The 12898-nt window shown below is 58.1% G+C and carries 7 protein-coding genes; 5 read left to right on the forward strand and 2 right to left on the reverse strand.

Going from position 1 to position 12898, the window contains the following annotated elements; all coding sequences use genetic code 11:
• Positions 1 to 103: 103 nt before the first annotated feature.
• The 4 genes from FTW19_RS23220 (at position 104) to FTW19_RS23235 (ending at position 8307) form a co-directional block, all read left to right on the forward strand.
• On the forward strand, positions 104 to 5428 hold the full coding sequence (locus FTW19_RS23220) for an alpha-2-macroglobulin family protein (protein ID WP_147649949.1): 5325 nt from the start codon (positions 104 to 106) through the stop codon (positions 5426 to 5428).
• A gap of 6 nt (positions 5429 to 5434) precedes the next feature.
• On the forward strand, positions 5435 to 5968 hold the full coding sequence (locus tag FTW19_RS23225) for a hypothetical protein (RefSeq protein WP_147649950.1): 534 nt from the start codon (positions 5435 to 5437) through the stop codon (positions 5966 to 5968).
• 67 nt (positions 5969 to 6035) lie between these two features.
• Positions 6036 to 8033 carry a hypothetical protein gene (locus FTW19_RS23230; RefSeq protein ID WP_147649951.1) on the forward strand — a complete coding sequence of 666 codons (1998 nt, stop codon included), beginning with the start codon at positions 6036 to 6038 and terminating at the stop codon, positions 8031 to 8033.
• A 25-nt stretch (positions 8034 to 8058) separates the two neighbouring features.
• The gene (locus FTW19_RS23235; RefSeq protein WP_147649952.1) at positions 8059 to 8307 is read left to right on the forward strand and encodes a hypothetical protein; all 249 of its coding nucleotides are present in this window, start codon (positions 8059 to 8061) and stop codon (positions 8305 to 8307) included.
• Between the two features lie 122 nt (positions 8308 to 8429).
• On the opposite strand, the gene FTW19_RS23240 is transcribed toward FTW19_RS23235, so the two are convergent.
• Together FTW19_RS23240 and eat are read right to left on the reverse strand one after the other, a co-directional pair.
• Positions 8430 to 8753, reverse strand: coding sequence for a hypothetical protein (locus FTW19_RS23240; protein WP_147649953.1), 324 nt, complete (start codon positions 8751 to 8753; stop codon positions 8430 to 8432).
• Between the two features lie 485 nt (positions 8754 to 9238).
• Positions 9239 to 10615, reverse strand: coding sequence for an ethanolamine permease (gene eat / locus FTW19_RS23245; protein ID WP_147649954.1), 1377 nt, complete (start codon positions 10613 to 10615; stop codon positions 9239 to 9241).
• Positions 10616 to 11063: 448 nt separating this feature from the next.
• On the opposite strand from eat, the gene FTW19_RS23250 reads away from it, so the two are divergent.
• The gene (locus FTW19_RS23250; RefSeq protein ID WP_147649955.1) at positions 11064 to 12773 is read left to right on the forward strand and encodes an alpha/beta hydrolase-fold protein; all 1710 of its coding nucleotides are present in this window, start codon (positions 11064 to 11066) and stop codon (positions 12771 to 12773) included.
• The last annotated feature ends 125 nt before the right edge of the window (positions 12774 to 12898 follow it).

Genomic DNA, 12898 nt, shown 5'->3' on the forward strand with positions numbered 1-12898 from the left:
TCTGAAAAAAATCCTGCAAGTTTTCCGGCAAGGCGCGTTCTCCGCATAGAGACGAAGAATACCGACGCGAAGACCCTATGTTCGCGCCGCGAGGGGCCCTGTCATGAACGCTCGTTTGTCACGCTGCTGTGGGCTGCTTTTCTGCCTTCTGACATTCTCTCTGTTCCTGTTGCCGCTGCAGGCGCAGACCATACATGCCACGCTTGCGCATCATGTGCTCTCGCTTGAGGTTCCCTTTCATGCCGATCATGCGAGCAGTGGCAGGCTGATCGTCGATCTTCTCAACCCCGAAGATGAGGTGCTGGGACACAGCGAACGCAGGGTCCACGCGGCCGCCGGCGACAATCTGTGGCGGGCAGAGATTGCCGGCAAGTCACCCATCGCCGACGACGAGCTGGTATGGCACCGGGTTCGCTGCCGTTTTCTTCCCGATGGTGAAAATGCTCCTGCGATGGAAAGCACGGAGACTGTCGCCACCATCCTGCGCAGGCCCGCGATGCGTATTCTTGCGCAGAACTCCTACCTCTCTGGCGCACAGGCAGCGATCCGCGTCATCGTTCTTGACCGGGATACCGGCGATCCGTTGCCGGGTGTGGAGAACAGCACGCTTCGTATCGAGCTCACAGAACAGTGGGCAAACGCGCCTCTCCTTGCTGCCAGGCGTGACCGCCAGGGCAATGTCGCGATCGAGCTGGACGACAGCCAGAAGAAACCCATGACGCTGTTCAGCGGAAAGTTCGATCGCCGGGGTACCGTCGATGCCGCATTTCGCTTTCCCGCGGGACAAACCGGTCCACGTATATTGCATCTCGTCGCGGAGACACCTCTCGGGACTGTCGAGAGCACGCAGCAGATTGCGTTGGAAGACAAGACCGGCATTCTGTTGACTACGGAAAAGCCGATTTACCAACCGGCACAGACCATTCACGCCCGGGCACTGGCTCTGGACCGCGCCAACCATCACGCAGTCGCCGATCGCAAGCTGACCTTCGAGCTCGAGGATTCGCGCGGCAACAAGGTCTTTCGCCGCGCAACGCAGACGGATGACTACGGTGTGGCCTCGGCAGAGTTCGCACTCGCCGATGAGGTCAACCTCGGCGCCTATCATCTTCGCGCCCTGATGGGCGACACCGACAATCCTTCTGACACGCAGGAGCTGACGCTACAGGTGCAACGCTATGTGCTGCCCAAGTTCCGCGTTGCCATCGATCTCGCGCAAAAGAACGGTAAGCCGAAGCGCGACTACCGCCCGGGAGAGCACATCACCGGCACGGTGCATGCGAACTACTTCTTCGGTAAGCCTGTCGCCGATGCTCCCATCAGCCTTACCGTGCATGGGATGGATGTCTCGTTATTTACCGCGGCACACGTTGAGGGCCGCATTGATGCGAACGGCGAGTATCGCTTCGATGTGACTCTGCCGGAGTACATGACCGGACGGAAACAGAATCAGGGCGCCGCGCCTGTCGTGATAGAGGCCTCTGTCAAAGACGCTGCCGCACACACCGAGACAAAGAACGAGTCCATTACGGTAAGCCAATCACCGCTGCTGCTCACCGCCGTACCGGAAGGCGGAACACTGGTTCCCGGTATCGAGAATCAGGTCTTTGTCCTGGTCTCGTATCCGGATGGCTCTCCCGCTCCCGCGGAGGTACACGCCACCATTAATCACGGCAGCTCACAGCGCATCGAAACAGACAACGGCGGCATTGCCATACTGCGCGTAAGCCCTGCACGCGGTGGGGAGACGAAGCTGAGTCTCGATGCGGACGATCACCGTGGCAATCGCGCAACCAGCGCCATCAGTCTGAATGCACGTTCCGGCGAAGACCAGGTTCTGCTGCGCATCGCTCACGCCGTCTACAAACCAGGTGATCTACTGCGGGCAACCGTCCTTACCACGCGTCAGACCGGTACGGTCTACATCGACATCGTCAAAGACGGACAGACGATCCAGACGCGCGATATCGACATCGTTCATGGCCGCGCCGAGCTTTCATTGCGCACCACGCCGCAAATGGCAGGCACGTTGAGCATGCACGCTTACATCTTCGGCGGCGACGCGCAGACCGTGGCAGACCATCGCATGATCTTCGTACAACCCGCGGATGAACTGCATATTCAGGCCACAACCGATGCGGCCAGCTATCTGCCGGGCGCAGAGGCGCGAGTTCACTTCCATATCACCAATGACAAGGGCGAGGGCGTACAGGCAGCGCTCGGTCTTGAGGTGGTGGATGAGGCTGTCTTCGCATTAGCTGAAAAGCAGCCTGGATTCGCCAAGGTCTTCTTCTATCTGGAAGAGGAGCTGCTGAAGCCCCGCTTTGAGATTCACTCTCTTTCCATGAGCGATGTTGTTGCTCCGGTCGATCTCCCGCAACAGGAGGCTCATGACCGTGCGGCACAGGTCCTGTTCTCCGCAGCTGAAGGCGTGACCGAACATGCGGTCCGAACCGAGGCGCGACAAGGGCTGCCCATGGCACAGGCCTCTGCCTTCCACGACCGTTACCAGGCAGCGTACATCGAACACGTTCACGTACTGCTGCAGCAACTGCCGGAGGAGAACGGTCACATCCAGGATCTTCCCCGGCGCTTTGCCCAGATCAAAGAGGATGATGGCAGTAGACCGCACGATGCCTGGGGCGTATCGCTTCGTCTCGAGCCCGCCCGGCAACCGGTACGCCGCCAGTATCAAGTGGTCCATCTCTATACCATCCGCAGCGCCGGCCCCGACCACACCTTCGGCACGCAGGATGATCTCTCAATGATGCTGACCAGCTCGGGAGACACCTTTCCGGAATACGAAACTGGAACGATCAAACTGCAACTCGAGCATGATCGCGGGCCGTGGAATGGCCGCGCGGAGATTACCGGTATGGTCACAGATGCAAGCGGCGCCGTCGTTCCCAATGCTTCCATCCAGCTACGGCACGTGGGCGTTGATGGAGCACAGCGTACTGTCTCCGCAGAGGATGGTTCGTTCCGGCTCTCAGCACTCGCTGCCGGTCGCTATCGCATCGAGATCACGTCACCGGGCTTTCGTTTTGCGCTGCGTGAACTGTCATTGCGGCCGCGTGATCGCGCAATCCTCACCTGCTCGCTTGAGGTTGGCGAGGTCAACGCGTCAATCGATGTCGCGGCGCCGGTGATGCTCCAGACCGAGTCGGTCTCCGTCACGAATTTGCCGGTGAGTACGCGCGCGGTGGCACAACTGGCACGAATGACTCCGGGGGCCGCATTGAAGTATGCGGATAGCAGCGCGAAGGCTCCTGCCTCTGAAGGCAATGCCGATCACGTTCGCTCTTACTTTCCGGAAGCCCTGTACATCAATCCGGAGATCATTACCGATGGACGCGGCAACGCCAGCATCGGCATTCCGATCGCCGACTCCATTACGACCTGGCGCATGGCGATGTTTGCCTCTACCAAAGCAGGGGCCTTGGGCAGCGGTGTCTCCAGCCTGAAGGTCTTTCAGGATTTCTTCGTAGATCTCGATCTGCCGGTGACTTTGACGCAGGGAGATCGCGTCTCGATTCCCGTTGCCGTGTACAACTACACCTCGGGCCGAGGCGAGGTAACGCTTTCACTGCAGCATGAGGACTGGTTCGACCTGGTTGATGACGACGCGGAGAAACACGTTCGTGTCGATGCGGGCAAAGTCGGCGGTGAACAGTTCACGCTGCAGGTGAAGCGTCTGGGAAAGTTCAAACTGACGCTTGCCGCTCATCTGAACGGCGAATCAGACCGCAAGGATACCGTCGTTCGCGAGATTGAGGTTGTGCCGAACGGGCAGCAGCAGGAGACGGTCTTCAACGGACGCCTGGAGTCTGCGGCACAACACACCGTGCGCTTCCCGCAGAATGCGCTTCCCGATGCCAGCAAGTTGTTCGTACGGCTGTACCCAGGTCCTCTCAGCCAGGTGATTGAAGGGATGGACGGCATTCTCCAGATGCCGGGCGGCTGCTTCGAGCAGACCTCATCGAGCACCTATCCGAATGTGCTGGCGCTGGACTACATGAAGCACACTAAGAAGCTGACACCTGAGATCCATGCAAAGGCCGAGGGATATATCGCCAACGGATATCAGCGTCTGCTTACCTTCGAGGTTCCCGGCGGAGGGTTCTCATGGTTCGGCCAGGCGCCGGCGAACAAGATCCTGACGGCTTATGGCCTGATGGAGTTCCGCGATATGTCGCATGTCTACGATGTCGATCCGCGTTTGATCGAGCGAACGGCAGCGTGGCTGGCGTCACAACAGCAGCGCGATGGAAGCTGGAAGCCAGATACGCAGTTCATCAACGAGGGCGCGACCAACCGCTACAACTCAGATGTGCTGCGCATTACGGCGTATCTCGCATGGGCGCTGGAAGGAGATGACGGGCAACGTGCAGCCGTGGAAAAAGCAAAGGGCTACATTGCGTCACATCTGGATGCTCTCGCCGCTGGCAAGGCGGATGCATACACGCTGGCGGTGCTGGCCAACTTTGCCGTGAGCGAGGACAAACACTCCGAGCTGACACACCGCGTCCTGCAACTGCTGGCGGATGCCCGCACCGAAAAGGGAGAGCAGGCATGGTGGAGCAGCACCGAAACGGGCCTCTACGCTACCGGAGACTCCGCAGCGGTGGAGACCACGGGGCTGGCGGTGCAGGCTCTGCTCCACTCCGGAGGATATCCCGAGATTGCACGCCGCGCGCTGGCATGGATCCTCAGCAAGAAGAACAGCTACGGCAACTGGGGTTCGACTCAGGCCACTATCATGGCTCTGCGCGCTCTGCTGCTGGCCTCAGGGGCGAGTGGTGGCGATGCAAGCGGCAAGGTGCAGGTGCTGCTGAACGGCGAGACGGTGCAGACCCTGAACCTTGGTGCAGACAATAACGATCTGCTGCACCAGTTTGTGCTGCCGCAGACGGCGACCAGTGCGGAGAATATGGTGGAGCTGCGCTTCACCGGCTCAGGCAGCATGGCCTACCAGATCGCCGGCCGTTACTTTACTCCCTGGCCAGTAAAGAAAGATGTGCCTGCACTCTCCATCGACGTCGCGTACGACCGCACGCGTCTGGCGCAAAACGATGTTGTGACGGCAACCGCCACAGTGCATAGCAATCTCGACAAACGGGCCAACATGGTGATGGTCGATCTTGGGATTCCTCCGGGCTTCGATCTTCAGAGTGAAGATCTGCAGCAGATGGTGGAGAAGACCGCGAACAAACAGACCGGGCGGCTGGAGAAGTTCAGTCTCACAGCCACCCAGGCGATTCTCTACTTCAACGCTCTCGGCGCGGGCGAGACGATGACGCTGAAGTTCCGGCTGCGTGCGAAGTATCCCATCCGCGCCGCCAGCTTCGCGTCGCATGTGTACGAGTACTACGATCCGGCGGTGAAGGGTTCGGCCAAACCGGCACAACTGGAAGTTACGGCGAGATAGGAGCGAATGATGAAGATCACTATCCTTTCCATACTTACGGCTCTGCTTCCATCGGTTATATGCGCACAGCAGCCACATGGACCCGAGCTACAGTTCAATCCGCGGCGGTGGCACACACTCAATCCGATCTGTCCGGTTGTCTTTGGAGCGCAGGCCAATGCCGCCCCACTCTTCACGCTCACGACAGACGGAAGCTCAGCGCCGGTGCGGACCGTCTCGCTTCAGTTCGGCAGCAGGGATGGCCGCGCCGTCGACAGCGCGACCGTTACGATTCGCGGCGTGACGCAGTCACATCTTTATCTCAAGACCGGCAGCGATTCGGAAGAGAAGCAGGAACGTACCTTCCACATCGAGTCACGTGCGGGATCGAATGGATTCACGCAGAGCGATCTCTCAGTCTCCGGCATCACCTCGTTGCGCACGGCTGAGGTTACGGAGATCCGCTTTACCGATGGAACGAGCTGGCATCCGACCGGCGTCGCCGGATGCTTTGCTTATTTCAATGGAATTCATCTGGTGAATGCGAGTGCGGCGAAGTAGCTACGCGCAGCCTCCACAAGTTTCAGGTCGAAAATGCAGCGAGTATATCCAGAAAGAGTTGCTCCAAATGCATCCCAGATTTTATGTATTCCTGCTGTTAATCTTCACCTTCTGCGGCGGCTTGCACGCTCAGACATCTGTACCGTGGTGCACAGCAGAGATGCTGGATGTGCGTCTGTTTCTCCCGCCCGAGTCATCGAATCACTCCGACTCGGCGCATCTACTTGTAGTCGATCTGCAGAATCGCGGGACGGGGACCTGTAGCCTGAACAGTTTTGATGTTCACCTTCCTATTGAAGACGGTTCCGGCTTCCGTTTTGGCGGCGAAACGGACCACAGTCCGGCTGCCAAGAAATTTGCTGACGCCCAATTTCACATGGCGCCCGGTGATGAGGCTCACAGGGTAATCGCATGGTCATCCGTCCCTCAAATGCAGGAGCAATCTGCATACGATGACTGCCGCTCATACGAGGGCTTCACCACTGCGACTCTTGCCAACCAACAAATTCTGACAGTTGAACATCTGTGGCTGGAGCAGTGCGGGCAGGCCTTGATTTCTGCCATGCGAGCCGGCCCCTTCGTGCCTGGTGAGGAATTATCTGCGGAATGGTTAGCCCGTTACGGAATGCATCGAAGCGACATCGTAGAGCCGCCGTCGTCCATTGTGCCGACCAGGCTCGGCAGCTTTGATTCAATTCAATACGTCAAGAGCACGTTTGAGTCCGGCTACAGCGGCTGGTTTGCGCTCTGGCTTGAACGCCTGCATGGTGCTACAGGATCATGCGCATTTCGGACGCTGCGCAGGCGGGAAGCAGATGGACGGACGACCATCGTCGTCAATCACTGCCCGCCTGTCAAAGCAAAGACTTCCGAAAGCTCAAAGCGATTCTCCCAATTCGCGCTCCGCGATTACAAAATGCTTCCTGAGCGCATTGGCCGTGTGGACTACGAAACGACCGCCGAACTGACCCAGAATGGAAAACCTGCTACTGCAATTGGGATTACCACCGTTGAGATTCGCGACCCGACCGATCCAATGCTCCCAGCAATCGAGACCGATCTCAAGCCGTGTCGTGCGAACCAACTCGCTCTGCAAGCCACAGTCGAGCTTGGCGATGCGATCGACGTCCATGATTCTTCCCCTTTCGCCAACGTGCCCCGAGCGGGGCGCGCTTATACCTTCACCAACGCCTCGCAGGAGACCTGTCTTATCGGTGGCACGCCTGATCTGCAAGTTCCAGTGTTGCCCGAATCTTCAGGGAAAAAGGTTGGCCTGGGCGTTTGCCGCAATTGTACTGACGCCTTGTTTGCCGGGCGCAGCCAACACTGGATCACATTGGAGCCAACACAGTCAGCACACTTTATTGTGACCGGAAAACCTGTATACGGCATTTATCACCTCCCATGCGCTTTCTGGTCGAAGCTTTTTCTGGCGAATATGGGGGGAACGATCGAACTCGACTATGGGCTTCCGGCATGCGAAGGGATTGATGTCTCCGCCTGGCGCGACGGCGCCTACGACGATGACCCACTGAACCTCCATTATGTGAGCTCGAAACCAAGCTCTGACAAACCCTTGGATCTACCCGACAAATGCGCCAAGGATGTCACGCCTTCGACTGGCCGTCCTGTTATGTTTGCACCAGATGGCGCAGTCCAGTTCGGTCTTTCGTCCCGATCCAGCGCGTTCCACGACAACGCACCACTGGCAATCTGGGCCTACAACCCTACTGACAATGATGTCGAACTCACAAAAGCATGCGCGGACATCAATGAGCTCTTCCTCGAAAGGTTTGATGTTCTCGACCAAAGCGGAAATCGAGTGCTCACCAAGCAGGAAGTAAAACCTTGGCGTGACATCATAGTGTGCACCAGAGACTTTCCCATCAGCATCGCGTCGCATAGTTGCATCCACGGCAATCTCGATTACCATGGCTCCGGTTTCGTAGTGAACCTCCCCTCGATGTACACACTCCCCGTGGGACATTATCAGGTTGTGCCGAAACTCAAGAAAGGAGACCGGAGGCTGTCGATAACAGGTCTTGCGGTTGATGTAACGCCTTGATATGAATCTCTACCCGAGCGGGCTAATGTGTATAAATCGCGCGACCGGTTTTCCGGCCGTGATCGATCTACAGCATCTGACGAAACAGCTATGGAACTGGCCTTCAGCCCTTCCATGTCTGGTTACTCGAAACTCCGGCATTACCTCGTTGCGCACGGCCGAGATTACGGAGATTCGCTTTACCGATGGAACGAGCTGGCATCCGACCGGCATCGCCGGATGCGTTGCTTATTTCAATGGAGTTCATCTGGTGAATGCGGACTCGGCGAAGTAGTTCGGCGTAGGAAGAATTCGTTGTGTGTTGCTTTGCGGTAAGAGGTACAAGGATTTAGTTGCAGCGCACAAAAGCGCTGAAGCAACGTTGAAATACGTCGAGGTCCCATGTGTAAGGTTGAATTACCTCTGGTCAACGATCTGATAAGTAACAGGATTCTTGCCCTGGGCACATTCGAGCTCGACTGTTTGTCCGTTTGACAGTGTGTAAACAACCTGCCGGGGAGGATTGGTTGAGTTATCCGATCGCAGGAGCGTCACCACAACTGTGCTTGGCTGACTGTTTCGGCCCAATGGCAGTGGCTGCGGATTCTGCAGCACCCACATGCCACCTTCTTTTGCTTTCATACAGCGGTTGTTGGGATCAGAATCCAGTCTCAACACGGCTGAGCCGCCGGCAGTGGATGCAAAGAACGGGACAAGAGCAAACAGAGATAGGATTCGCATAACACCTCAACAGGAGCGATCGGGATGATGATACGCGCTTTGATCTGTACAGCAAGGACACGAGAACATCATCCGGCAGCGACCTGCACGGATTGCATAGTGGGTGTGTTTGCGTTGCGATCGTGTAGATGAGGTCTTAGAACGCTGAAGGCGCTCTCTATACCAGCCTGGGGCAACGCCCCAGGTATGAGGCACCCAAGAACGATAGAGCGCTGAAGGCGCGTTCCATAGTTGTTTCGCCAGATGTTGCAGATCGATCGGTGATGCATAGAACAATGATCGCGGTTCGAAAAATATTGGGCTCGCTCGATAGACCGCTCCTATAGAGCGGGCCTTCAGCCCTTGGTCCCTTTCCCTACTCACAACCTGGGGCGTTGCCCCAGGCTGGTATAGAACGCGCCTTCAGCGCTCAAAGACCTTAACTCGACAGCGGTGCGGATCGTCGCTGCGCTGATGGATCGTCGGCGGGCTTTTGATTATGAAGCTTACCTCTCCTGCATGACTCGTGCGCGGCTTTCGCGCTTCGCTCTATTCGACCATCCCAGGCGGAGGCCAAGGTAGCCCACAACCAATAGAGCGGCGAAGAGCATTGCGATCAGGCGGTTGTAATAGACCAGGCTTGCCAGGCAGATGCCTGCCGCGATCAGGGTCCAGATGGGCAGCAATGGATAGAGCGGAGCGCGGAAGGGGCGGGCCATCGCGGGTTCGCTCTTTCGCAGACGGAAGAGTGCCAGCATGCTGACGATGTACATCACCAGCGCTCCCAGCACCGACATGGTGACGATGTTGGCGGTCAGCGGTTGGCCGCCGAACTGGATCCAATTGTCACTATAGATGGCCGCAATACCAACGACCCCGCCGGCGAGGATGGCAATGTGCGGTGTGCGGAAGCGTGGATGGATCTTGCCGAGGAGTGCGGGGAGATAGCCGGCGCGGGCCAGCGCGAAGATCTGGCGAGAGTAGCCGAAGACGATGCCGTGCAACGAAGCCACCAGGCCAAAGAGCCCGAGCCAGACCAGCATGTGCAGCCATCCGCTGCTGCCGCCAACCACGATCTTCATGGCTTGCGGCAGCGGATCGTTGATGTTGGCCAGTACGCTCCAATCACCGACTCCGCCGGCAAAGACCATGACACCCAGCGCAAGGATCAGAAGCGTGATGATGCCGCCGATGTAGGCGATGGGGATAGAACGCGCCGGGCGCTTCACTTCTTCGGCCGCCATCGCGACACCTTCAATGGCAAGAAAGAACCAGATGGCAAACGGTACTGCGGCAAACATCCCAACTGCGGTGTGCGGTGAAAGGTGATCGTGTCCTGCCCATCCGTGGGCAAGGAAGTTCGTGAGCCGGAAGCCGGGCGCGACGACTGCCATGAAGACCAGCAGCTCCACGATGGCGAGCACCGTCACCATCAGCTCAAAGCTGGCTGCCACGTGCACGCCGAGGATGTTGATCGCCATGAAGAGCAGGTAGGCGAGTACGGCGGCATGCTTTGGAGCGAGCCCGGGGAACTGCACATGAAGGTATGCTCCGATGGCCAATGCGATCGCGGGCGGAGCGAAGACGAACTCGACCAGCGTAGCCGCAGCAGCGATGTAGCCACCGGTGTCTCCGAAGGCACGTTGTGCATAGGCAAACGGACCGCCGGCGTGCGGGATCGCCGTGGTGAGTTCGGTGAAGCTGAAGATGAAGGCCGCGTACATCGTCGCTACCAGGACGGTGACCAGAAGAAAACCGAGGGTACCGGCGCTGGCCCAGCCGTAGCTCCAGCCGAAGTATTCGCCGGAGATGACAAGGCCGACAGCGATTCCCCAAAGCTGCCAGGTGTTCAGGGTGGCTTTCAGGTGCGAGTGATCTTCCAAGGTCGCCTCGATGCGATGCGTATGATGTTTGAGCTTATCTGATTTGTCATCCCGCAGGGATCTGCTTTCTGTCTGGCCAGGATAGAAGCATTGGTGGAAAAGCAGATTTCTCCGCTACGCTACGAAATGACAAAAAAGGATCGAGCTTCGCTCGATACATCACCCGTGACATGGAGTACTGTTTTATAGAGCGGGCCTTCAGCCCTTCCTCGCCTGGTTACCCGGAGTCCTGGGGCGTTGCCCCAGGCTGGTATAGAACGCGCCTTCAGCGCTTTAAAGCTGATCGCTACGGGACGACAAACAAAAAACGGATCGGGCTTCACTCTATACATACCCGTGAAATGGAGGACCGTTTTATAGAACGGGCCTTCAGCGCTTTAAAAAGCAGATCCCTACGGGATGACAAAAATAAAGATCGAGGGCGATCCCGCGATACCATAGCTTGCACATGCGACACGCTGCCCTTCTCTGCTCTCTCCTTGTCAGCTCCTTCGCCTTCGCTGCACCTGTAAAACATGCTGCCGGACCACGTATCGAGGTCACCGTTACACCGACGGCTGCTGGTAGCGCTCCGCTGACCGGGCGGATTCTTGTCGCCATCTCGAAGGCCGCCACGGGAGAACCGCGCAATCAGATCGATGAATCGTATGAGTCGCAGCAGGTCTTTGGCATGGACGTCACCGGCGCTGCCCCTGGCACGCCGATTGTGCTCGATGACGCCAGTGCGTATGGCTATCCCATTCGGCATCTCGCCGATCTGCCTGCTGGCGAGTACACCGTGCAGGCCGTCTTCAATCGTTACGAAGAATTCCATCTTGCCAATGGCAAGACCGTCCTGCTGCCGCCTGACAAAGGTGAGGGACAGCACTGGAACACCAAGCCCGGCAACCCGATGAGCAAGCCCGTCAAGCTGACCTTCGCGAAGAATGGGGCTGTAACGATTACGGCGGATGCAATGATTCCCGAGCCTCCGGCCCCGGCGCCCGATACGAAGTACATCCGTCACGTGCGTATCCGCAGTGAGCTGCTCTCGAAGTTCTGGGGACGCGAGATGTTCGTCTCGGCCATTGTGCTTCTGCCGGAGGGCTTCGACAGCCATCCCGATGCGCACTATCCCACGGTCGTCTATCAGGATCACTTTCATCCCAACTTCAGCGCCATTGGCTGGCGCGAGACGCCGCCTCCATCGGATCTGCAGGGACGCGAAGCCGTCCGCGCCAAGTGGCAGTATGCCTTTTACCAGGCATGGACCAACGGAACCCTGCCGCATGTTCTGATCGTTGAGCCGCAGCATGCCAATCCGTACTACGACGACTCGTATGCGGTGAACTCAGCCAGCATTGGACCGTATGGCGATGCCATTACGCAGGAGCTGATTCCGGCCGTGGAGAAGCAGTTTCGCGGCATCGGCCAGGGATGGGCGCGTGCGACCTATGGCGGCTCGACCGGAGGCTGGGAGGCGCTGGCGTCGCAGGTCTTCTATCCGGAGTTCTACAACGGCACCTGGTCGTTCTGTCCCGATCCGGTCAGCTTCCACGCCTACCAGGGCGCCGATCTTTACACCGACACCAATGCCTACACACGCACGGGCCCCTTTGAGACCATCGACATTCCGTCCGACCGTCGCGGCGACTCGCACATTACCGCCCAGATGGCGCAGGTGAATCACTATGAGCTCGCTCTCGGATCGCATGGCCGCTCGGGCGAACAGTATGACATCTGGCAGGCTGTCTTCTCGCCGCAGGGCGCTGACGGTTTGCCCGCTCCGGTCTATGACAAGGACACCGGCGCCATCGACAAAGAGGTGGTGAAGTACTGGCATGATCATTACGATCTGGACGCCATTCTGATGCGCGACTGGACGACGCTTGGGCCGAAGCTCGAAGGCAAGCTGCACATCGCCGTCGGCGACTCCGATACCTACTACCTGAATAACGCTGTCTATCTGCTGGAGGCCGATCTCAAGAGCACGCGCAATCCGCATTCGGATGCGACCTTCGACTTCGGTCCGCGCAAGCCGCACTGCTATACCGGCGCGCTGCCGGAGTGGGATGAGAGTCAGGGTGCTGACATGAATCAGCGTGTGCTGCCGTTGATGACCCGTCACATGCTGGAGACCGCGCCGAAGGATGCGGATACGAAGTCTTGGGTGTATTGAACGCGACGAACACCCATACACTGGGTGCACCATTTCATGCTAATCATCGAACGAACTTGTTCGTTCGATCCATCGTGCGTCGCGCGATTGTCTTGCTTAAGGGGACGGCTTCAGCCGTCCCGTAG

This window comes from Terriglobus albidus (assembly GCF_008000815.1).
In the GTDB taxonomy this organism is placed as follows: Bacteria; Acidobacteriota; Terriglobia; order Terriglobales; family Acidobacteriaceae; genus Terriglobus; species Terriglobus albidus_A.

What these genes read in the sequence shown, in the direction of transcription:
- FTW19_RS23225 (WP_147649950.1), top strand. Translation starts at nt 5,435, where the DNA reads ATGATGAAGATCACTATCCTTTCCATACTTACGGCTCTGCTTCCATCG.
- FTW19_RS23230 (WP_147649951.1), top strand. Translation starts at nt 6,036, where the DNA reads ATGCATCCCAGATTTTATGTATTCCTGCTGTTAATCTTCACCTTCTGC.
- FTW19_RS23240 (WP_147649953.1), bottom strand. Translation starts at nt 8,753, where the DNA reads ATGCGAATCCTATCTCTGTTTGCTCTTGTCCCGTTCTTTGCATCCACT.
- FTW19_RS23250 (WP_147649955.1), top strand. Translation starts at nt 11,064, where the DNA reads ATGCGACACGCTGCCCTTCTCTGCTCTCTCCTTGTCAGCTCCTTCGCC.
- FTW19_RS23235 (WP_147649952.1), top strand. Translation starts at nt 8,059, where the DNA reads ATGTGTATAAATCGCGCGACCGGTTTTCCGGCCGTGATCGATCTACAG.
- FTW19_RS23220 (WP_147649949.1), top strand. Translation starts at nt 104, where the DNA reads ATGAACGCTCGTTTGTCACGCTGCTGTGGGCTGCTTTTCTGCCTTCTG.